Origin of the sequence: Cytophaga hutchinsonii ATCC 33406, from assembly GCF_000014145.1 — a bacterium.
GTDB classification, from domain to species: domain Bacteria; phylum Bacteroidota; class Bacteroidia; order Cytophagales; family Cytophagaceae; genus Cytophaga; species Cytophaga hutchinsonii.
In genome coordinates, this window is sequence record NC_008255.1 from 122,501 (window position 1) to 144,402 (window position 21,902).

Consider the following 21,902-nt stretch of genomic DNA (forward strand, 5'->3'; position numbering starts at 1 on the left):
GCAATGGAGGTCCGAACTGGTAAACGTTGAAAAGTTTTCGGATGAGCTGTGGGTAGGGGTGAAAGGCTAATCAAACTGGGAAATAGCTCGTACTCCCCGAAATGTATTTTGGTACAGCGTCGGGGTAAAGTTTAGCGGAGGTAGAGCTACCAATAGGACTAGGGGGAGTCAAATCCTACCAAATCCTGATGAACTCCGAATGCCGCTAAATATACCCGGCAGTGAGGGCTTGGGTGCTAAGGTCCAAGTCCGAGAGGGAAAGAACCCAGACTAACAGCTAAGGTCCCAAAATCTATCCTAAGTTGAACAAAGGAGGTCCAGTTGCAGAGACAGCCAGGATGTTTGCTCGGAAGCAGCAATTCATTTAAAGAGTGCGTAACAGCTCACTGGTCGAGCGACAGGGCATCGATAATAAACGGGCATCAAGGGTAGTACCGAAGCTTTAGATTTATACTTTAGGAGTATAAGTGGTAGGGGAGCATTCCAAGGCCGGTGAAGGCGAAACGCGAGTTTTGCTGGAGGGCTTGGAAAAGCAAATGTAGGAATAAGTAACGATAATAAGGGTGAGAATCCCTTACACCGATAGACTAAGGTTTCCTGATCAACGTTCGTCGGATCAGGGTTAGTCGGGACCTAAGGCAAATCCGTTGTAGTGGCGGAGTAGTCGATGGACAACTGGTTAATATTCCAGTACTTGTGTATACTGCTATGGAGAGACGGAGTAGTGAAAAGTTCGCCTGGTGACGGAATACCAGGTTAAAACCCGTAGATATATTTTGAGTAGGCAAATCCGCTCGAGATGTCGAAGGTGATAGTACAACAAAGCTTCGGCAGCGTTGATAGTGACTGTAAACAGACTTCCAAGAAAATCTTCTATGCTTCAGGTATATACGACCCGTACCGCAAACCGACACAGGTAGTCAAGGAGAGAATCCTGAGGTGCGCGAGTGATTCACGGCTAAGGAACTCGGCAAATTAACCCTGTAACTTCGGGAGAAGGGGTGCTTCCTCTAGCGATAGAGAAGCCGCAGTGAAAAGTCTCAGGCGACTGTTTAACAAAAACACATGGCTCTGCGAAATCGAAAGATAAAGTATAGGGCCTGACACCTGCCCGGTGCCGGAAGGTTAAGAGGGGGGCTTAGCGTAAGCGACGGTCTGAATCGAAGCCCCGGTAAACGGCGGCCGTAACTATAACGGTCCTAAGGTAGCGAAATTCCTTGTCGGGTAAGTTCCGACCTGCACGAATGGTGTAACGATCTGAGAACTGTCTCAGCCGTGAGCTCGGTGAAATTGTAGTAGCGGTGAAGATGCCGCTTACCCGTCACGGGACGGAAAGACCCCGTGCACCTTTACTATAGCTTTGCATTGATTTTGGGTAAATGATGTGTAGGATAGGTGGGAGGCTTTGAAGCGGGTACGCTAGTATTCGTGGAGCCAACGTTGAAATACCACCCTTTATTTACTTGGAGTCTAACCCCTGAATAGGGAAACAGTGCATGGTGGGTAGTTTGACTGGGGTGGTCGCCTCCAAAAAAGTATCGGAGGCTTCTAAAGGTTCCCTCAGTACGCTTGGTAACCGTACGTAGAGTGCAATGGCATAAGGGAGCTTGACTGTGAGACAAACAAGTCGATCAGGTACGAAAGTAGAGCATAGTGATCCGGTGGTTCCGCATGGAAGGGCCATCGCTCAAAGGATAAAAGGTACGCCGGGGATAACAGGCTGATCTCCCCCAAGAGCTCACATCGACGGGGAGGTTTGGCACCTCGATGTCGGCTCGTCACATCCTGGGGCTGGAGAAGGTCCCAAGGGTTCGGCTGTTCGCCGATTAAAGTGGCACGCGAGCTGGGTTCAGAACGTCGTGAGACAGTTCGGTCCCTATCTGTGATGGGCGTAGGAAGTTTGAGTGGACCTGACCTTAGTACGAGAGGACCGGGTTGGACTAACCTCTGGTGTATCTGTTGTGCCGCCAGGTGCAGTGCAGAGTAGCCACGTTGGGACGAGATAAGCGCTGAAAGCATCTAAGCGCGAAACTCACCACAAGATGAGACTTCCATACAGGGACGTCAGAGACTATGACGTTGATAGGCTGCAAGTGTAAAGTCAGAAATGGCATAGCTGAGCAGTACTAATTACCCGATAATTTTCTTTGGAAAAGTACTTTGATATACCCTATAATCATTAGGTCAAACCTATTAGTTTGCTAAACAGCCAGGTTCTCCAGCGGAGACAGAAAAGCAAAGCAGACACACACCTTAATGGTGGCTATAGCGTTGGTGTTCACCTCTTCCCATTTCGAACAGAGAAGTTAAGCCCAACTGCGCCAATGGTACTGCAGTCAAATGTGGGAGAGTAGGTCGCTGCCAACTTATTATCAAAACCCTTATCCTAACCGATAAGGGTTTTTTGTGTTTAGACCTGTACCCTTACCAAACAGTGTATCAGAGTTATAACTAATGGTGATGTGACATAATCATACCGAAGACAAAACGGAATATAGAATATTGATGTGTATTTATAAAGGCAATAAACCTTTATAAAAAAAACGTTGCTAAAACACTTCGTTAGAGCAACGTTAAACACAGTTAAAAATTAACGGTTAATTAAACTGGTTTTTATAATTTCGTTTTGTTTTTTTACCCTGTACATTAGTTTCAGGAGTGCGATCACTTGGTAAAACAATATAAGGACGTGATGTTTTTTTATGGGTGCGTTGATTATTTAACGTTACGTTCTGTTCAACAAGATCGGAATTATTCACTGCAGCCTGTTCGTGCTTACTACTATTGTGCAAATGCTTGTAATTCAAATCTTCTGTATTATCAGTTTGAGCAGTAGCAATTGCATTTATATTTAAATGTAGCATTACTATAAATACAAATCTCATCAGGCATTATAATCTTGATTTGTTGCAAGTATATAAGTATTTTAATCAAAACGTAATACAGGAAAATACGTATATTTATTTGTTTCAATAAACACAGGAGGACAAAGTAATTAAATAACGGTTTTTTTTAGACATAGTATCAGAAGGAAGGTGCTAGCAAAAAAACAAAACCCCGGAATTAGGCGTATATTTACTGTCAAAGTTTGCAATAAATTATCGGATCGGATAACAAACTTCATTTTTAGTAATTCAACATTGGCTAGCAAAATATTCTATGGAAGAAATATTAGATTTTTTCTCAAAACTATTATTAACCGAGTCCTGGCCTGCAAGATGGTTTTGCGGGAAATGGAGTGATTTTCACGGGTGGTTATACATATGTTCCAGTTTAGCTATTTGGGCTGCTTATTTTGCCATACCCTTCAGCTTATTTTATTTATTAAGGAAAAAAAACAATGAAATTCCATTCGTAAAAGTATTATGGCTGTTCATATTATTCATATTATTATGCGGGCTTACGCATTTAGTTGATGTGGTGATTTTTTGGGCGCCGGTATATCGTCTCAGCGCATTAATATTATTCATTACAGCTATTATATCCTGGGTAACAGTCTTTGGTCTTTATAAAGTAATTCCGGTTGCATTAACGTTAAAATCACCGGAACAACTTGAGAAAATTGTAGTAGAACGTACAAGACAATTAGAAGATTCAAACAAAAATCTTGTGCGTTTAAATAAAGACATGGATAATTTTATCTATTCAGCTTCCCACGATTTAAAATCGCCGGTCAATAATATTGAAGGATTAGTTCAGTTACTAAAAAGCGAGTTGAAAACAACAGACCTAAAAGAAAACACCAGCATTGAATTATTACTTTCAAAAATCGAAACATCTGCAACGAAAGTAAAAAATACAGTAATCAATTTAACGGACATTGTGAAAATACAATCCAATCCATATGAAGACATTCAAAATATTGATATCAGAGAGGTATTAAAAGAAATACTGCTTGAAAATGAAATAACAGTCAATACAAGCAATGCAAATATTACACTGGGTTTAAATGTCGAAACAATAACATATAGCCGGCAGGCATTTAAGAGTATTCTCTATAATTTAATTATAAATAGCATTAAGTATAAATCTCCTGATAGAAAACTAAACATTGAAATCACTTCATCGTTTAATAGAAAGACGAATAAGATTGAAGTCAGTGTAAAAGACAATGGCTTAGGAATAGACCTTGAATTGCATAAGGAGAAACTATTCAAGCTATTCGTACGTTTTCATGACCACATAGACGGATCAGGCGTTGGTTTATATATTATCAATAAGATCGTTGAAGATAAAGGCGGCAAAATCGAAGTTGAAAGCACGGTTAATGTAGGATCAATTTTTAAAATAATATTTTAAGGCTATGAGAAAATTCAAGTCCATATTACTAATTGATGATGACGAAACAAGTAATTTCATCAGTGAAGTTATTATTAAAAAATTAGGCATTACGGAAACAATAAGTACCGTAAAAAATGGTGTAGAAGCGTTGAACTTTGTCTCAAATAACTGTACAATCAATTGTGCGCCAACCTGTCCGCAAATAATATTTTTAGATTTACATATGCCCGTAATGGACGGCTTTGATTTTCTAAAAGAATTAAAAAAGCAAATGCCGTTATATACTCAGAAGTTTAAAATATTTGTCCTGTCATCTTCCAACAATCCAGCAGACATAACTAAGACAAAGGATTTTGATGTAGAAGGCTACATTGTAAAACCACTAAGTCAGGAAAAAATAAGCATGCTTTTAGAAGATGTAGCTTAATACACACTTGAGCATTTAAATAATATTCAAATCCATTGCTTTTTTTATTAATTCTGCAGAATTATGAACATCTAATTTTTTCATAAGATTGATGCGATGGGTTTCAACAGTACGAACACTTATAAATAGTTTATCAGCAATCAATTTTGTACTTAAGCCCATAGAAACCTCTTTCAAAACTTCGAGCTCACGTTTTGTCAATGTTTCTGCAATTTGGCTCGCCTTTACCAACTCAGGGTTTGCAAGCCCGTTCAAAATAATAGAGTAGATATCGGGAGAAAAATATTTCTGACCAGCACTTACAGCTTTAACAGCTTTAATAATTTCTTCATGATCTGTATTTTTTAATAAATAAGATAGCGCTCCCGATTGAACACTTTTTAAAACGTATTCAGGATTGTCATGCATGGAGAGCACAATAAATTTCACACGATTATTATATTTTTTTACTTCAGTAATTACTTCTATACCTGACTTTTTGGGCATCGTAATATCAAGAACCACGATTTCTGGATCCAGTGTGTCAATGAATTGAATCAACTCATCTCCATCGGTCGCTTCGCCAACTACTTCAAATTCATCAACAGATTGCAACAGCGATTTAATACCATCTCTGATCAGGGTATGATCATCAGCAATAATAATAGAGATCTTTTTCATCATCGTAAATTAAAAGTTTAAAGGTACCGTAATTAATATTGTTGTACCTGTTTTATTTGATTGAATAGAGAAGTTTCCATCAATGAGTTTCGCACGTTCATTCATGTTGCCGATGCCCTTTCCATCAACTTTATTTTTCAGATCAAATCCAATGCCATTGTCAGAAATTTCCATCTGTATGCTGTCAATTTTTTCCACTAATGAAATGCGTATTTCAGATGTGTTAGAATATTTGATGGAATTATTGATAGCTTCCTGTGCAATGCGATAAAGACTTACATTTATATCAAAATCATTCTTTGGTTTTGTTTCAAATCCAAATGAATCGTATGACAACACAATGGGTATATGATACAATTTCATAGAATACTCAACCAATGATTTAATACCTGCAGCAAGCCCAAAATCAATAAGTACAGCCGGCACTACATTGTTTGAAATGCGTCGTAATTCTTTTATCGTATCGTCAATAATCTGTTGAATTTCCTTCTTGCTTTTATGCTCGTCCTGTAGCATGCCAATGCGTAATCGTATAGCTGTAAGCATTTGTCCAAGACCATCATGAAGTTCTCTGGCTAACCGTTCCCGTTCTTTTTCCTGGCCTTCAATAAGAGCGCTTGTTTTTTGTTTGGTTAAAAGTTTTTCATTGGCTTTGCTTTCAATTAAGTCAACACGCATTTTCAATAATGCGTTACCCAGCGTGTCTTCATCACTCATGGTTTCATATTCAGCAGAAAGATTGCCTTTACCTATTTCATCTGCAAACGAAGCTGTTTCTGCTATACGATGCTGAAGATTTAATATCGCATCTTCAAACTTCCCTATTTCATCTTCAGAAAAATTCTGCTTTTGAAAAGACTGATTAAATTTTCCTAACGAAATTGTATCAATTAAGCGCGTTAGATTAGCAATAGGATCCACAATCTGCCGGACTAAAAGCAATGTAACGACCATTAAAACCAGCGAGATCAAAACGGCAACACCAATCATGTAATTCTTTATGGTATCTACTGTTGACATAGCTTCATCTACATCTATTTCAGAGATCAACACCCAATCAATACCAGGTATGTCAATTTTACTTTGTACACTTATGACAGGAATGTTTCTGTAATCATGTATAATAGCACCTTCCTGAAGTGTTTTACCAGAGAAGAAGTGTTGTGTAGCACTGGTATTTACCTGAATTTTATTTGGAATAGTATCTTCAAAAAAACGCGATTTACTGCGCATATAAAGATCCTTGCCTACCAGATACGATTCTCCGGTACTACCCATTCCCGAACGTATTTCTATAATATCATTTATATAAGAATGGTTAATGATATATATACCCCAGATAGATGCATGTTTCAATTTAAACACACACAACAATTGCGGGTGATCTACACCATATTGATTTGTAATGTCATAAAAAAATATTTCATTGCCAGTTGACGCATGATTTAATCTGAATTTATGATGCAGATCTTTTAATGCCGAATCAGAAAAGGTGATCAATGGAGTAGCATGCTTGATAACCGTACCTGCAGCGTCCATGAATACAATATCTTCATACACAGAAAGCATAGAACTATCATATATAGAATCATTGCTGTTCATTGAAAAATTTTTATCCAATATGTGCAGGCTACCTAAACTGTTTAATGGATATGCATTCAGCTGAAACTCATCATCACGTATATCCCGGATCGTACCTAAGAGAAAATCCTCGATGGATTTTTTCTTGATCACATTCACAGCAATTAATTGATTAGTGGTTTTATCAATAATTGTTTTCTTGAAAATATAATAGAGGATAGAAGATACGGTAAGCAGCGTTACGATACCGATCAACAGATACGAAATGGCCAATTTCGTAGAAATAGTAAGTTTTTGAATAAAACCGATTTTAAACCCTTGAGCCAATGTGGTATGATTAAGTACGACGGAATTTAAAATGCGTTTACAATTCTGTCGTTATGATTGAGACTCTAATTATTAGGTAAAATTACTGATTTTTCAATACAGGATTACCGTAATAAAGATAAAAAAACTAAATCAAAAGGAAGCGTATTTAAGTAATTCAATGCGAGATTATGGGAAATTATAACGCCAGAGTGGATTTTATAGGCGCAATATTAGGCTTGGAACATTATTTTTGTAGATTTATATAAACCAGCCCGTGTAAAGCAGGTATAAACAATATAAAACAGGTACTATGGCCACTGATTTTTCAAAGCTTTCAAAATATGTTGAAACGCTTAGAGTAAAACCGAAACAATCCATTGATCTTAAAAAAGATTTTGATACAGATTATGATCACAAAATGCTTACTAAAGAGGAAGGGGAAGAATTATTAAACCTGGGCATTAGCAAATTATCTGAGATACAGGAAAAGCTATATGCAAGCGGAACTAAAAGTGTATTGATTGTTTTTCAGGCAATGGATGCTGCAGGGAAAGACGGCACGGTTAAACATATTATGACAGGCTTGAACCCACAAGGAGTGAAAGTAACCAGCTTTAAAGTACCAAGCAAAATAGAATTGTCACATGATTATTTATGGAGACATTATGTTGCGTTGCCTGCAACAGGAGAAATCGGGATTTTTAACAGGTCTCATTACGAGAATGTGTTAGTGACGCGCGTGCATCCGGAATATTTACTGTCGGAGCAAACGTCAGGGGTTACTGCTATTGAACAGGTAAATCAGAAATTTTGGGACAAACGATTTCAACAGATCAATAACTTTGAACAGCATATATCTGAAAATGGAACAATAGTGTTAAAGTTCTTTTTACATGTTTCAAAAAAAGAACAGAAAAAGAGATTTATTGAACGCATTGAATTGGACACCAAAAACTGGAAATTTTCAACCGGAGATTTAAAAGAACGGGCACACTGGAAAGATTATCGAAACGCATATGAAGATATGCTGGCTAATACATCAACGAAACAGGCGCCATGGTTTGTTATTCCTGCAGATGATAAATGGTTTACACGTTTATTGATTGCTGAAATTATTTGCACCGAACTGGAAAAATTAAACCTGACATTCCCAACTGTTTCGCTTGAACAAAAAGCTGAACTGGAAAAAGCAAAGGCAGAATTAGTCGCAGAAAAAAGTTCAGATTAATTATGCATTTCAAATAGATAGAGAGGTATTATGCATGCCTCTCTATCATTTGAAGCTGACTGAAAAATCTAATAAAAAATGACACATTAAATGTTTAATGACTTATTCTAAAAATGCCCCATTGAATAAGTAATACAAGGTTACGTGATAAAAATATCATTCTCAAATTTTTTGAGCTGAATTATTGATTACTAGTTAATTAGTTAACAAAGGATAATGCCTTTCTGCAAAATTTAGTATTTTTATATAATATTAAGCAGGATTCAGGCAATACATAAAAATAAAAAAGTCCCGTTTCTGGCGGGACTTTTTTATTGATTAGAAACGTTCAGATTATTTTTTTCTGCACTGTAAAGCGCAGAAACTTTTGACCAGTTTACAACATTCCAGAATGCTGCAATATAATCAGGTCTTCTGTTTTGATATTTTAAATAATACGCATGTTCCCAAACATCAAGGCCAAGAATTGGTGTGCCTTTTACTTCAGCAATATCCATTAACGGATTATCCTGATTTGGAGTTGATGTGATTTTTAATTCACCATTAGCAACAACCAACCAAGCCCATCCTGATCCGAAACGTGTTGCACCAGCAGCAGCAAACTGTTCTTTAAATGCATCAAAAGAACCAAATGCTTTATCAATTGCAGTTGCTAACTCACCTGTTGGTGTTCCGCCTGCGTTAGGCCCGATTACAGTCCAGAATAAAGAGTGATTGAAATGTCCGCCGCCGTTGTTACGGATAGCCGGAGTATATTTGCTGATATTTTTGCAGATCTCCTCAATAGATAAAGACTCAGCATCTGTACCTTTAATAGCGTTGTTTAAGTTTGTTACATAAGCATTGTGGTGCTTGCCATGGTGAATTTCCATAGTAGCCTGATCAATGTTTGGTTCTAAAGCGTTAGTAGCATACGGTAATGCAGGTAATTCAAAAGCCATAATTGTATATGTTTAAAATTGAGTAATTAATTTTAGAATAATAGATAAGTTAGAATTAATTTCTGAGTTTACGAAAAAAATCAAGCAATAGCTTTTCACTTTCTTCTGAAAAAGGTCCCTGGCAGACACGTGTTTTCGGATGCATTTTTAAACCGGAAATAGTACTGTAACCTCTTCTGATATCTTTAGCTGCATATACTACATTTCCAATCTGCGACCAGGTAAGTGCTCCCGCACACATAACACACGGCTCAAGTGTTACAAACAAGGTGCAATCACTAAGGTATTTCCCTCCCAAGTGATTGGCAGCAGCTGTTATGGCCAGCATTTCTGCATGAGCTGTTACATCTGACAATAATTCTGTTTGATTATACGCACGTGAAATAATTTGATTGTTGCTCACTACAACTGCGCCAACGGGTATCTCGCCTTTTTCAAACGCCTTCTGCGCTTCCTTTAATGCCTCCCGCATAAAATGCTCATCGCTGTGAATTGAAAGCATATTATTTATTTTTTGTGCCGCGTTTTTTCTGATCCTGTAGAATTTGTTCCGGTGTTACCAAGCCTTTAGCTGCGGGCTTTTCAGCAGAAGGAATAGCCTTACACGCCTGGTTTGTATTAACATGAATGCTTTGCATCATTACACCGGCAATCGGTTGATATTTTGTTTGATATGTTTTTGCACAATAAAAATTGAAAATCAATAAATGATTTGCGTTATCAGGCGCTAATTTCTCCTTGTCAACATCTGCTTCACCGACTGTTTTAGCAAGAATCGAAATCAGTAAATAATGATATCCTTCTGTTTTATCAAAACGCGAATTGTATTCATAACGTACATAAGGCCTGCCATTGATTGAAATAATATCTTCCTGAAGAAATATAACGGTATCATATGAATCAACAATGGTAGCATGAAAAATATCCTTTAGAATATTCAGATCCAATCCGCCCCATCTGGACTTGCTTATGTTCAAACCAAAATCAACGGTACGGTCTAAATTGGTATACATCGAAACAGGTTTTTTTGTTGATGGATATTTGTTTGCAATATCATCGTCAGACATCTGTGTAAAGTCTTTAGGCATGCCTACTGTAATACCTTCAACCATTTTCTGATTTACAAGCTTAGGTTGACCGGCAGACAATAAAAGAAGCGCAAAACAAACAAAGAGAATATTTTTCATAACTGTGGAATTAGTGTAGCAAGGTACAAAAAACAGCACGTTGAGCGTAATCAAACGGATATTTAATCGAGCTTTTTGTACAAAAAACAGCTATTGTTAAAACTATGACTATAAAGAGTTGATTGACAGTATGTTTTTTTATAACCGAAATTCTGATTGAAACAGGCCGACAAACAGGTTTTCCGTAAATAATCAGGGAAATTTTATAAAAAACGCCTAAATTGTAAACCTGTTTAAAATATTAAATTTAGAGAAGCTATGTTACGTTCTCAAACGTGTGGTGAATTAAGAATATCGGATGTAAATAAAGAAGTAACTCTTTGCGGATGGGTTGCACGTGTACGGGATAAAGGCGGCATGATATGGGTTGATTTACGTGACCGTTATGGCATGACGCAATTAATTTTAGAAGAAGGGAAATCATCTGCTGAACTATTGGAAACATCACGCAAACTTGGGCGTGAGTTTGTTATCAGGGCAACAGGAAATGTTATTGAACGTGTTGCGAAAAACCCTAAAATGCCAACGGGGGATATCGAAGTTAAAATTACTGCATTAACAATATTAAACGAATCTAAAACACCACCATTTTTGATCGAAGATGAAACAGACGGTGGAGATGAAACGCGTATGAAGTATCGCTATCTGGATTTAAGAAGAGATGCTGTACGGAAAAATTTGGAACTGCGCCATAAAGTTTCAAGAGAAACAAGAACATATTTAGATGCAAATAATTTTCTTGAAGTTGAAACGCCTGTATTGATCAAGTCTACACCGGAAGGTGCCAGAGATTTTGTTGTTCCTTCAAGAATGAATCCGGGGCAATTCTATGCATTGCCGCAATCACCGCAAACATTCAAACAATTGTTAATGGTAGCTGGCTTTGACAGATACTTTCAAATTGTAAAATGTTTCCGTGATGAAGATCTGCGTGCAGACCGCCAGCCGGAGTTTACACAAATAGATTGTGAAATGTCTTTTGTTGAACAGGAAGATATTTTAAATATGTTTGAAGGCCTGGTGCGTCACTTGTTTAAAACAGTAAAAGAATTTGATCTGCCTGAAGTTCCGCGTATGTTATTTGCAGATGCAATGAAATACTACGGAAGTGACAAACCGGATATCCGTTTCGGAATGAAGTTTGTTGAGCTTACAGATATAGTTCAATCACAAGGCTTCCAGGTTTTTGATGAAGCAAATCTTGTCGTTGGTATCAATGCAGAAGGTTGTGCTGAATATACACGTAAAGAAATCGATGCCTTAACAGAATTCGTGAAGCGCCCGCAAGTCGGCGCTAAAGGAATGGTGTGGGTACGTTACGCAGCTGATGGCACATTGAAATCTTCTGTAGATAAATTTTATTCTGCAGATGATCTGAAAAAAATCGCAGAACGTTTCAATGCGAAACCGGGGGATTTAATGTTGATCCTTTCCGGTAACGGAAATAAAGTGCGCGGACAATTAAATGATTTACGTCTGGAGATAGGAAGCCGTTTAGGTTTACGTCCGAAAGACAAATTTGCTGCGTTATGGGTGATTGACTTTCCATTGTTAGAGTTTGGTGAAGAAGAGCAACGCTGGTTTGCAATGCACCATCCATTCACATCACCGAAAGACATTGATGCCTTTATGAAGCTTCCGTTTGATCAGCTAGGAAGCGTGAATGCAAACGCATATGATTTAGTTATCAATGGTGTTGAAGTTGGTGGTGGTTCTATCCGTATCTACGACAGGACGGTTCAGAATAAAATGTTTGAAGTATTGGGCTTTACAGAAGAAGAAGCGAAAGCACAATTCGGCTTCCTGCTTGAAGCATTTGAATATGGCGCGCCACCACACGCTGGTTTAGCATTCGGTTTCGATCGTCTGTGTTCAATCTTTGGTGGTGTAGATTCTATCCGTGATTTCATTGCTTTTCCTAAAAACAATTCAGGACGAGATGTGATGATCGATTCTCCATCTGTGATTGACGATAAACAATTAAAAGAATTAAGCATTGATGTTAAAGTTGCTGATAAAGGAAGAATTGGTATACCAAATATTATTGAAGAAACATTTAATGTTAAACGTGATACTTCAAAAGACGATCATAATATAACTGCTAATTAGGCTTAATGTTGTGACATGCTCCAATAGATTGTCATTTAGAAAATAATTACAATATAAATACATTTTCTATTAGACTTATTTTCGGTCTTATAACAGAAATATTAGATAATATTTCTGTTATAAGACCTTTCTTTTAAGTTTTTAGACATATAGTATACAATTATTAGCTTAACTATTTGAAGATATCCTTATTCATACCGCCCTTAACGCAGATAAATACGCCATATCCTGCAACAGCCTACCTGAAAGGGTTTCTGAATGAGACAGTATATACGGATTGTACACAATCAGATCTGGGTCTGGAGCTGATCCTTGGCATCTTTAATAAAAAAACACTTGTTCAATTGTTTGACGAAGCATCTTTGAAAAAAGATCTGTCGCCCAATGTGCAGCACATTTTAAGTCAGCGCGATCGTTATGCGTTTTGTGTAGATGCCGTCATTCGTTTTCTGCAAAATAAAAATATAACACTTGCGCATAAGATCTGTGCAGGTGATTATCTTCCGCAGGCTTCACGTTTCGAAGCACTGAATGAAGAAGTTGAATGGCTGTTTGGAAGCATGGGTATACACGACAAAGCTAAAATGCTTTGCACGCTGTTCATTGAAGATATCGGAGACTTGATCATCGAATGCATTTCACCCTATTTTGGATTCAGTAGGTATGCAGAAGACATTGCACGCTCAGCAACATCGTTTGACCCATTGCTTAAATTACTGGAAGAAAAAAATAATAGTATTGACTCAATATTGGTTTCCATCGTTGATAAACATATTGAACTTGAACGGCCTGATATTGTAATTTTTACAATTCCTTTTCCGGGAAATGTTTATGGCGCATTCAAAGCGGGGCAACACATAAAGAAAATATATCCGCATATAAAAATTGCGATGGGAGGCGGTTTTCCTAACACAGAACTGCGTAGCCTGACAGATGCACGAGTATTTGACTTTACAGATTTTATCTCACTGGATGATGGCGAAAGACCAATACTTAATATACTGGAATATTTAGAAGGCAAAAGAGAAAAAGCCTTATTGAAGCGCACATTCATTCGTGAAGCAGGGCAAGTCATGTACATCAATGGCTGTAAGATGCCGGATATAGCCCATAGCAAAACGGGAACACCGGATTACACGGGCTTGTTGTTGGATGGATACATTTCGATGCTTGAAATGGCAAACCCTATGCACCGATTATGGAGTGACGGACGGTGGAACAAAATAACCGTGGCTCATGGCTGTTACTGGAAGAAATGTTCTTTCTGTGATATTTCATTGGATTACATCGGCCGGTATGAACCTGCAGCAGCGAGTGTGCTGGCCGACAAGATCGAAACCATTATTGCACAAACAGGTACTACAGGCTTTCACTTTGTAGATGAAGCCGCACCGCCTTTAGTAATGCGTGATTTAGCGCTGGAAATTTTAGATCGCAAACTGGATATTTCCTGGTGGGCAAACATTCGTTTTGAAAAAACATTTTCAGACGACTTATGTAAACTGCTTGCAGCTTCTGGTTGCATTGCGGTTACTGGAGGGTTGGAAGTAGCGTCGGATCGGCTATTACAGATGATGGAGAAAGGTGTGAGTGTGGCGCAGGTCTCTCAGGTTGCATCAAACTTTACACAGGCAGGCATCATGGTACATGCCTATCTGATGTTTGGATTTCCAACACAAACGGCACAGGAAACAATTGACTCACTTGAAGTGGTTCGTCAGTTGTTTGAAGCACGTGTACTGCAGTCGGGCTTCTGGCATCGTTTCTCTATGACTGCACACAGTCCTGTTGGATTAAATCCGGAAAAATACCAGGTAATAAAGATCGGGCCGGAACAGGGTAGCTTTGCAAATAATGATCTGATACATGAAGACCCGAAAGGCTGCGATCATGACCTGTTTGCAGAAGGTTTGCGCAAATCCTTATATAATTTCATGATGGAAAATTGTCTGGATTGGCCTGTGCAGGATTGGTTTGAGTTTAAAACTCCCAAAACCACTTTGCAGCCAACGCTCATACAAAGCCATATTAATGAAGGTTCAGGCGAAGATGAAACGAAGCTTGCGTATAAAATTTGTTGGGTTGGCAATATGCCAACCTTTACAACCCAAGGGAAAAATGTTAAGATTGTCATTGAAACGCCCCATGGAATGCTTATTACTAAGCTTGATGTAAAATCCGCAAATTACCTGGAGTATACATTACAGACAATATTAAAATCACATAAATCGCTGCTTGTGCTCTCCGATTTTTTAAAAGAATACAGTGTACAAACAAACTTACCGGAGGAACAATTGTTGCATTCAGAAACGTGGAGTGCGATAAGGAGCGCTGGATTGCTGCTGATACGGTTTTAACAACACATAAACTACATATCTTAAAAACAAAAGCCTCTCCATTTTTCAATAGAGAGGCTTTTGTGGTAAAACAGGGACCAATAATTATTTACCTGCTAAAATTTTATCATCAGCTTCTTTTTCAGCTTTAGATCTAAGATCTAATAACATCGGAACGGCAATAAAGATTGTGGAGTAAGAACCAAACACTACACCTATTAATAAGGCGAAAGAGAAACCTCTTAATGTTTCACCACCAAAGATAAACAAGATCAACACCGATACCAATACAATAACCGTTGTCATAATGGTACGGCTAAGTGTACTGTTGATAGATGCATTCAGCATGCTTGCCATATCTAATTTTGAAGATTCCTTGTCGAATTCACGAACACGGTCAAAGATTACAACGGTATCATTGATAGAGAAACCAATAATTGTCAGTAAGGCTGCAACAATTACCTGATCAATTTCAAAGTCGATATTGAATACACGTAAGATTGCGAAAATAGCAAGAACAACTAGTGTATCGTGGAACAATGCAACAACACCACCTAAAGACAACTGCCATTTTTTGAATCGCAGGAAGATGTATAAGAAAATTCCGATAAGAGAAGCTAACATAGCTTTCCACGAAGCATTTTTAATATCATCGGCAACAGTAGCACCAACTTTAGAAGAGCTTAATATTTTAAATTCACTGTTTTTAGCATAGTTCTCAGCACCTTTTACTAAAGCAGCTTCTACTTTTTTATCAGCGTCTGCAGATTCATCTTCTACTAAATAACTGGTTGTTATTTTAACTTTTGAATCTGAACCATACGTTTTAACTTCTGTACCATTACCTTCAAAATAATCATTCAAACCATCTCTTAAATCAGAAGCAACAACCGGGTTTTTGAATTCAACAATATATGAACGACCACCTTTGAAGTCTACGCCTAAGTTAAGGCCGCCCTGTATAATTGTTAGTACTAAACCTATAATCAAGATAGCAGAAGAGAATACATATGCTATTTTACGTTTAGAAATGAAGTCAAAATTCAAATTCTTAAATGCATTTTTTGAAATGAATGTATCGAAAGAAATAGCATTGTCTGATTTGTTTTTTGCCATCCATAAAAGGATCAGCTTAGTAATATATACTGCAGTAAAGAATGAACAAAGTACACCAAGTACAAGTGTTGTTGCGAAACCTTTAACCGGGCCTTCACCTAAAAAGAATAAAATAACACCTGTTAAAATTGTTGTTAAGTTAGAGTCAAAGATAGAACTGAATGCTTTGTCATAACCAAGTTCAATAGCGGTAAGCAGTGACTTGCCATTTGCAAGTTCTTCTTTGATACGTTCCATGATCAAGACGTTCGCATCTACCGACATACCAATGGTTAATACGATACCTGCAATACCAGGAAGTGTAAGTACGGAGTTAAGAGAAGCTAAGAAACCTAATGTAAAGATGATGTTAAACACCAATGCAATGTTAGCAACCATACCACCTTTGCTGTAGTACATAATTAACAATAAGATAACGATTGCAATACCCGCGAACATAGATACTAAACCATCCATAATAGCCTCTTGACCAAGCGTTGGACCTACGATAACTTCTTCAACGATACGTACCGGAGCTGGAAGTTTACCGGCTTTTAAGATATTTGCTAAATCTTTAGATTCATCCAGTGTAAAGTTTCCGGAAATTGACGAGCTGCCATTTGGAATTTCAACTTGCACGGTTGGTGCAGAGTATACAGAGTTATCAAGTACAATAGCTATACGTCTTTTGTTTTGTTCCTGAGAAGCAGCTTTTGTAATTTTTCTCCATGACTTAGCTCCTGCAGGGCTCATTTGCATAGATACTTCGTATCCTTTACCATCAGAAGATAAACCATAACCCACGTTTGTAATAACATCGCCTGCTAATGCAGCTTTGCCGTCACGGCCAACCTTTACAGGTACTAATTCAATATATCCAACATCTCCGTCAACAACGTTTGCTTTTCTGTCCCAGACAAAACGTAAGTCATTTCCGATAATGCTTTTTACTCTGTCAAGCGCTAAAATTTTATTGATGATCGAAGTATCTGTTGTTTTATAGATAAGACCACCTTGAGCCTGAATTAAACGGTAGAAGTCAGAAACTTTGCTTGTGTCTTTTGCCGCAGCAGATGTATCGGCTTTAACAGTTGCTGCATCTTTGTCAGCAGAGTTTGTTACCAATAAAGAAGAATTATCTGTAGTTGTTACAGCAACGGAAGTATCAGATGCAGAAGATGTTTTTTTCTCTTCAGCAAGATTTATTAAATAGTCGTTGATACGGTTTGTTTTCTCTGCAATTTCATAGATCTGATATACTTCCATGAATTCTAATTTTGCAGTTCCTTGCAACAGGTTACGAACACGCTGAGGGTTTTCAACGCCTGGCAATTCAACAAGGATACGGCCTGTACCGCGGATACGCTGTATGTTTGGCTGAATGGCGCCAAACTTATCAATACGATTACGTAAAATGTTAAACGAACGCTCAACAGACAAATCAATTTCTTCATTGATCACTTTCTCTACATCCTTATCAGTAGAGCGAATATCAATTTTCCCTTTATTTGTAGCATTTGCAAAAATTTTGCTCAGATTATTTGCACCGGCAATGCTGCGGTATGAGTCAAAAAATGCTTGTTGAAATGTGCCCTGGCTGTTACGTTGCTTTTCTTTCGCTAATTCAATAGCCTTTTTGAAATCAGCGCTTTCAGCATTTGATCCAGCCATAGCTTGTAAAATTTCTACAGGAGAAACTTCAAGCACAACGTGCATCCCGCCTTGTAAATCAAGACCTAATGCCAGCTCAAGAGATTTCACTTCTTTGTACGTATATTTTGCACCTAAGAAGTTATATACAGGCTCATTATATATAGAGTCCATATAGGCCTGTTTTTTCTGGATGTCTACTTTTCCATCCGCTGTTGTTGCTGCATCTACAGCATCTTTCTCAACACCTCTTGCTACAAAGGTGAATGAGATGTAAAAGAAACACAGTGCGGTTACTATCACTGTGAGTGCGATAATTAAATTCTTATTTCTCATTGTTAGGTATAAATATAAATTTGGGTAAACATGATTGGACAGCTTTTATCTTTAAAAGCCGGATTGTAAAATAGTCTGTTCAAATAGGATTAGACTGAAGCCCTGAATTAAGGGGCCTGTGCTGAGATGGCAAAAGGAAAAATATTATTCAGGTATGAATTCTGAAAACTTGCAGAAACGATTTGATGTACAACTTCAAACGGCAAACAAAAATGGAAGATATCAATATCCGGTGAAATGTAATCAGTATTGCTTTCAAATGAAAAAGATAACGAGCTTAACACATGCTGACCAATAGTAAGAATGTGCTCCGTTTGCTGATTCGCCTTTTCTTTTTCATCGGCACTTTTAGCAACAGTTTTTGTATTCGCTTTAAGAACGGGCGAATAAGAAACTGCTCCAAGCATTGTTAAGATCAATGCAAAAAGAAGTGTGAAACGATATGTAGAATACGTGCTTTTCATTGTTATAGCCTGCAAAGCTAACTAAATCAGTATAGAACACAAATTTATTTAATAATCCTTAATCTGCTTCAATAAAGCAGGAATAGCGGAATCAAGCATTTGCTGGTTTTCAATAACATAATCAACCTCCTGCACATAGGGTAAAACATAGGTGTTATAAGATTCTTGTGCGTGATTATCAAAGCGATAGTGAATTTCGGGTACTTCGTAGCCACGTTCTCTGACATCCCGTTCAATTCTGCGCTGACGTTTTACTTCAAAAGGAGCGTCAATAAAGATCTTTTTATCAATACGTTCACGCATTTCTTTGTAATAAAAAAGAAAAATACCTTCGGCAATGATTACCGGAGCAGGCTCTACAATTTTGAAATCAATAGAAAGGGGGACGTTTTTATACTTATATATAGGTTGTTCTATGGAAAAACCAGAGGACAAGTCCATAAAATCATAAATCATTTTTTGCGTATTAAAAGCTTCCGGCAGGTCGAAGTTAAGATATCCGTTAGCATCTGCTTTTTGCCATTCACGGGGAAGATAGTAACTATCCAGTGTAAATTCCTGAACTTTTCCAGCCGGGCTATTTTCAATCAGAACATCCTTCAGGTATGTTTTTCCTGAAGCACTTCCTCCGCAGATACCAATAACCAGCGGCGGTTTCATTTGCCTGCGGATTTTAAATAGTCAAACAATTTGGCAACCGCCAATGCTCTGTGACTCATTGTATTTTTTTCTTCCATAGACATTTCTGCGAAAGAGGTTGTATAACCATTGGGCTGAAAAATCGGATCGTAGCCGAATCCTTTTTCACCATGACGTTCCGTTAAGATAGTGCCATTGACAGCACCGCTGAATTGAAACTGTTGATTGTTTAATACAAGCGTTACGCATGTTTTAAAGTACGCTTCACGGTTTTTTATACCTTCTAATGCAGCAAGCAGTTTATTCATATTGTCTTCCGGTGAACATTCCGGACCGGCATAACGGGCAGAATAGACACCTGGGGCGCCATTTAGCGCATCAACCAATAAACCCGTATCGTCGGCAAAACAATTCACCTTATACTTTTGAGCAACATATTGTGCTTTTTGTTCGGAATTTCCTTCAATGGTAGGCTGCGTCTCGGGAAGCTCTTCCATACAGCCGATATCTTCTAAGGACAGAATTGTAAACTGATCTCCGATCTTGGAACGTACCTCAGCCAATTTGTTCTTGTTATTTGTAGCAAAGCAAATAGAAACCATAGTACTGATAATTTTATACAAAATTCAGCATTCAACTACCAATTCCCAAAAAAAGACCCATTAATCGTCTAAAAACCTATTTCCTTACAGCGGGTTTTAATATATAGTTTTATAAGCCATTGGAATTGTGGATTAAATGAGTACCTTTGTGGTTCGTTAAAAAAGATGGACGGGATCCATCGACATGTTTCACAACAAAACATAATTGTTCTATGGCAGTTAGAATTCGTTTAAGCAAAAGAGGTAGAAGAAAATTAGCTCTTTATGACATCGTGGTTTCAGATTCAAGATCTCCACGTGATGGTAAATTCATCCAGAAATTGGGTACTTACAACCCTAATACCAACCCTGCCACTGTGGTATTAAATGATGAATTAACATTTGATTGGGTAATGAAAGGCGCTTTACCAACAGATACAGCCCGTACTATTTTATCAGAACGTGGTGTTATGTTGAAAAAACACTTACAGGTAGGTGTTGACAAAGGTGCTATCACTCAGGAAGTGGCAGATCAAAAATTCAGTGCTTGGGTTAGCAACAAAGAAGCATCTAAAACTTCAAACGCAAATGCGTTGGTTAGCAAAAAAGAAGCAGACAGAAAAGCACGTTTAGCAGCTGAAGTTAAAATTAAAGAAGCAAAAGCTGAACAAGTTCGCGCTAAGAAAATTGTAGCTGAAAACCCTGTAGCAGCAGCAGATTTAGCAGAAGCTACTGATGCCCCTGCAGAAGCAGCCGAGTAATTTTAAATAATTCAAACTATGAATCCGGCAGATAACATCCTTTGGGGAAATATTATCAAGGTTCATGGTGTAAAAGGAGAGGTATTAGTTCAGGTATTTTCTGATGACCTTACTGATTACGAAACATTGGAATCTGTTTTTGTTGAAATAAAACAAAAACAGATTCCTTTTTTTTTAAGCACATTTAATTTTGCTACTCAAAAACGGTGTATACTTTCTTTTGAAGACGTTACTACTGTTGAGCAGGCAAAACCACTTGTTGGAGCAGACATTTACATACCAGTATCCAAAATGGCAGAAGCCGACGAAAGTCGACTGTCATATCAGGCAATCATTGGCTTTGAAGTAATGGATACCATTCAGGGGAAATTGGGTGTCATTTCTAATTTCTTTCAGAAAACCGGCCAGGACTTATTAATGATGGATTACCAGGATGCCGAAATTTTAATACCGGTAACAGAAGAAATTGTACATTCCGTAGATGTTAAAACAAAGCAGGTAATTACAACCTTACCTGAAGGATTGATTGAAATTTATCTGAACGAAGACGCCTCAGAACCCGATGCGGATTGATATTATTACATGCTTACCTAAATTACTGGACAGTTTCTTTGGGCACTCAATCTTAAAGCGCGCTCAGGAAAAAGGAATTGCGGAAGTTGTTGTTCATGACCTGAGAACATACACCTTGTTTAAACACAAACAAGTAGATGATTACTCGTATGGAGGAAGCGCCGGAATGGTATTGATGGTTGAACCCATTGATCGTTGCATTACAGCCTTAAAAGCAGAACGGGAATACGATGCAGTCATTTACATGACTCCCGATGGAAAAACGTTTGACCAGCAAACGGCAAACCGCTTCTCTTTGTATAAAAACATTATTATTCTTTGCGGGCATTACAAAGGCGTTGATGAGCGCGCGCGCCAGGCATTTATCACACATGAAATAAGTATAGGTGATTATGTACTTTCTGGAGGTGAACTTGCCGCCGCAGTTGTTTCAGACGCGCTGATCCGGTTAATTCCAGGTGTTTTGTCTGATGAAACCTCCGCCTTAACCGATTCTTTTCAGGATAGCCTGCTGGCACCGGCAGTATATACCCGCCCAGCTGATTATAAAGGCATGATCGTTCCGGAAATTTTACTTTCAGGCAATGAAAAGGAAATAGAAAAATGGCGTTTTGAGAATGCTTTGGAGCGGACAAAGGAAAGAAGACCAGATCTTTACCAAAAATTCACTAAAGCGTACGACGCAGACGGCAAATAAAATTATTGATCAGTTGTGCTGATAATTTAATTTTATTCCCTATCTTT

At 37.9% G+C, this 21,902-nt stretch carries 18 protein-coding genes and 2 rRNA genes (1 of these 20 cut by a window edge); 10 read left to right on the top strand and 10 right to left on the bottom strand.

The annotated features are described in order from the left end of the window. Window positions 1-2,150: ribosomal RNA gene (locus tag CHU_RS00510) — 23S ribosomal RNA — on the top strand (it extends 747 nt beyond the left edge of the window). A gap of 105 nt (window positions 2,151-2,255) precedes the next feature. Continuing rightward, window positions 2,256-2,367: ribosomal RNA gene (rrf, locus tag CHU_RS00515) — 5S ribosomal RNA — on the top strand. Between the two features lie 230 nt (window positions 2,368-2,597). Here the strand turns inward: rrf and CHU_RS00520 are convergent. After that, window positions 2,598-2,885: a hypothetical protein gene (locus CHU_RS00520; protein ID WP_011583511.1), complete on the bottom strand. Its 288-nt coding sequence runs from the start codon at window positions 2,883-2,885 to the stop codon at window positions 2,598-2,600. A 274-nt stretch (window positions 2,886-3,159) separates the two neighbouring features. On the opposite strand from CHU_RS00520, the gene CHU_RS00525 reads away from it, so the two are divergent. After that, a complete protein-coding gene (locus CHU_RS00525) occupies window positions 3,160-4,299 on the top strand; it encodes a sensor histidine kinase (protein WP_011583512.1) in 1,140 nt (379 codons plus the stop codon). Between the two features lie 4 nt (window positions 4,300-4,303). After that, window positions 4,304-4,708 (top strand): response regulator, encoded by a 405-nt coding sequence (locus CHU_RS00530; RefSeq protein WP_011583513.1) that lies wholly within the window; start codon window positions 4,304-4,306, stop codon window positions 4,706-4,708. A 15-nt stretch (window positions 4,709-4,723) separates the two neighbouring features. Here CHU_RS00530 and CHU_RS00535 read toward each other — a convergent pair whose 3' ends face one another. Both CHU_RS00535 and CHU_RS00540 read right to left on the bottom strand, forming a co-directional pair. Beyond that, the gene (locus CHU_RS00535) at window positions 4,724-5,368 is read right to left on the bottom strand and encodes a response regulator (protein WP_041932100.1); all 645 of its coding nucleotides are present in this window, start codon (window positions 5,366-5,368) and stop codon (window positions 4,724-4,726) included. Window positions 5,369-5,377: 9 nt separating this feature from the next. Continuing rightward, window positions 5,378-7,276, bottom strand: coding sequence for a sensor histidine kinase (locus CHU_RS00540; protein ID WP_011583515.1), 1,899 nt, complete (start codon window positions 7,274-7,276; stop codon window positions 5,378-5,380). Between the two features lie 292 nt (window positions 7,277-7,568). On the opposite strand from CHU_RS00540, the gene CHU_RS00545 reads away from it, so the two are divergent. Beyond that, window positions 7,569-8,486 (top strand): polyphosphate kinase 2 family protein, encoded by a 918-nt coding sequence (locus CHU_RS00545; RefSeq protein ID WP_011583516.1) that lies wholly within the window; start codon window positions 7,569-7,571, stop codon window positions 8,484-8,486. A 311-nt stretch (window positions 8,487-8,797) separates the two neighbouring features. Here CHU_RS00545 and CHU_RS00550 read toward each other — a convergent pair whose 3' ends face one another. The 3 genes from CHU_RS00550 to CHU_RS00560 are packed head-to-tail and all read right to left on the bottom strand — an operon-like array spanning window position 8,798 to window position 10,614. Next, window positions 8,798-9,427, bottom strand: coding sequence for a superoxide dismutase (locus tag CHU_RS00550; protein ID WP_011583517.1), 630 nt, complete (start codon window positions 9,425-9,427; stop codon window positions 8,798-8,800). A 55-nt stretch (window positions 9,428-9,482) separates the two neighbouring features. Next, a complete protein-coding gene (locus CHU_RS00555) occupies window positions 9,483-9,929 on the bottom strand; it encodes a nucleoside deaminase (RefSeq protein ID WP_011583518.1) in 447 nt (148 codons plus the stop codon). A gap of 1 nt (window position 9,930) precedes the next feature. Continuing rightward, complete coding sequence (locus tag CHU_RS00560) at window positions 9,931-10,614, bottom strand: hypothetical protein (protein WP_049755400.1); 684 nt, start codon at window positions 10,612-10,614, stop codon at window positions 9,931-9,933. Between the two features lie 258 nt (window positions 10,615-10,872). Between CHU_RS00560 and aspS the strand changes: the two genes are divergently transcribed. After that, entirely contained in the window at window positions 10,873-12,723 is a 1,851-nt protein-coding gene (gene aspS / locus CHU_RS00565; protein WP_011583520.1) for an aspartate--tRNA ligase, read from the top strand. Between the two features lie 176 nt (window positions 12,724-12,899). Then, a complete protein-coding gene (locus CHU_RS00570) occupies window positions 12,900-15,080 on the top strand; it encodes a B12-binding domain-containing radical SAM protein (protein ID WP_011583521.1) in 2,181 nt (726 codons plus the stop codon). Between the two features lie 84 nt (window positions 15,081-15,164). Here the strand turns inward: CHU_RS00570 and secDF are convergent, their stop codons facing one another. From secDF to CHU_RS00590, 4 genes are all read right to left on the bottom strand, one after another. Continuing rightward, complete coding sequence (gene secDF / locus CHU_RS00575; RefSeq protein ID WP_011583522.1) at window positions 15,165-18,140, bottom strand: protein translocase subunit SecDF; 2,976 nt, start codon at window positions 18,138-18,140, stop codon at window positions 15,165-15,167. A gap of 107 nt (window positions 18,141-18,247) precedes the next feature. Beyond that, on the bottom strand, window positions 18,248-18,604 hold the full coding sequence (locus tag CHU_RS00580; protein ID WP_041932101.1) for a hypothetical protein: 357 nt from the start codon (window positions 18,602-18,604) through the stop codon (window positions 18,248-18,250). 48 nt (window positions 18,605-18,652) lie between these two features. Next, window positions 18,653-19,264, bottom strand: coding sequence for a uridine-cytidine kinase (locus CHU_RS00585; RefSeq protein ID WP_011583524.1), 612 nt, complete (start codon window positions 19,262-19,264; stop codon window positions 18,653-18,655). Continuing rightward, a complete protein-coding gene (locus CHU_RS00590) occupies window positions 19,261-19,845 on the bottom strand; it encodes a non-canonical purine NTP diphosphatase (protein WP_011583525.1) in 585 nt (194 codons plus the stop codon). Before CHU_RS00590 ends, CHU_RS00585 begins: the two co-directional genes overlap by 4 nt. A gap of 212 nt (window positions 19,846-20,057) precedes the next feature. On the opposite strand from CHU_RS00590, the gene CHU_RS00595 reads away from it, so the two are divergent. Genes CHU_RS00595 through trmD form a run of 3 tightly spaced genes read left to right on the top strand, consistent with a single transcriptional unit; the run spans window position 20,058 to window position 21,855 of the window. Beyond that, the gene (locus CHU_RS00595) at window positions 20,058-20,585 is read left to right on the top strand and encodes a 30S ribosomal protein S16 (RefSeq protein WP_011583526.1); all 528 of its coding nucleotides are present in this window, start codon (window positions 20,058-20,060) and stop codon (window positions 20,583-20,585) included. Between the two features lie 18 nt (window positions 20,586-20,603). Further along, the gene (gene rimM, locus CHU_RS00600) at window positions 20,604-21,158 is read left to right on the top strand and encodes a ribosome maturation factor RimM (RefSeq protein ID WP_011583527.1); all 555 of its coding nucleotides are present in this window, start codon (window positions 20,604-20,606) and stop codon (window positions 21,156-21,158) included. After that, window positions 21,148-21,855 (top strand): tRNA (guanosine(37)-N1)-methyltransferase TrmD, encoded by a 708-nt coding sequence (gene trmD / locus CHU_RS00605; RefSeq protein WP_011583528.1) that lies wholly within the window; start codon window positions 21,148-21,150, stop codon window positions 21,853-21,855. Before rimM ends, trmD begins: the two co-directional genes overlap by 11 nt. The last annotated feature ends 47 nt before the right edge of the window (window positions 21,856-21,902 follow it).

Bases quoted from the DNA above. Each gene is read 5' to 3' on its own strand.
- CHU_RS00595 (WP_011583526.1), top strand. From the start codon at position 20,058: ATGGCAGTTAGAATTCGTTTAAGCAAAAGAGGTAGAAGAAAATTAGCT.
- CHU_RS00545 (WP_011583516.1), top strand. From the start codon at position 7,569: ATGGCCACTGATTTTTCAAAGCTTTCAAAATATGTTGAAACGCTTAGA.
- CHU_RS00585 (WP_011583524.1), bottom strand. From the start codon at position 19,264: ATGAAACCGCCGCTGGTTATTGGTATCTGCGGAGGAAGTGCTTCAGGA.
- CHU_RS00555 (WP_011583518.1), bottom strand. From the start codon at position 9,929: ATGCTTTCAATTCACAGCGATGAGCATTTTATGCGGGAGGCATTAAAG.
- CHU_RS00530 (WP_011583513.1), top strand. From the start codon at position 4,304: ATGAGAAAATTCAAGTCCATATTACTAATTGATGATGACGAAACAAGT.
- aspS (WP_011583520.1), top strand. From the start codon at position 10,873: ATGTTACGTTCTCAAACGTGTGGTGAATTAAGAATATCGGATGTAAAT.
- CHU_RS00550 (WP_011583517.1), bottom strand. From the start codon at position 9,427: ATGGCTTTTGAATTACCTGCATTACCGTATGCTACTAACGCTTTAGAA.
- trmD (WP_011583528.1), top strand. From the start codon at position 21,148: ATGCGGATTGATATTATTACATGCTTACCTAAATTACTGGACAGTTTC.
- CHU_RS00520 (WP_011583511.1), bottom strand. From the start codon at position 2,885: ATGAGATTTGTATTTATAGTAATGCTACATTTAAATATAAATGCAATT.
- CHU_RS00525 (WP_011583512.1), top strand. From the start codon at position 3,160: ATGGAAGAAATATTAGATTTTTTCTCAAAACTATTATTAACCGAGTCC.
- CHU_RS00590 (WP_011583525.1), bottom strand. From the start codon at position 19,845: ATGGTTTCTATTTGCTTTGCTACAAATAACAAGAACAAATTGGCTGAG.
- CHU_RS00580 (WP_041932101.1), bottom strand. From the start codon at position 18,604: ATGAAAAGCACGTATTCTACATATCGTTTCACACTTCTTTTTGCATTG.
- CHU_RS00560 (WP_049755400.1), bottom strand. From the start codon at position 10,614: ATGAAAAATATTCTCTTTGTTTGTTTTGCGCTTCTTTTATTGTCTGCC.
- rimM (WP_011583527.1), top strand. From the start codon at position 20,604: ATGAATCCGGCAGATAACATCCTTTGGGGAAATATTATCAAGGTTCAT.
- secDF (WP_011583522.1), bottom strand. From the start codon at position 18,140: ATGAGAAATAAGAATTTAATTATCGCACTCACAGTGATAGTAACCGCA.
- CHU_RS00535 (WP_041932100.1), bottom strand. From the start codon at position 5,368: ATGAAAAAGATCTCTATTATTATTGCTGATGATCATACCCTGATCAGA.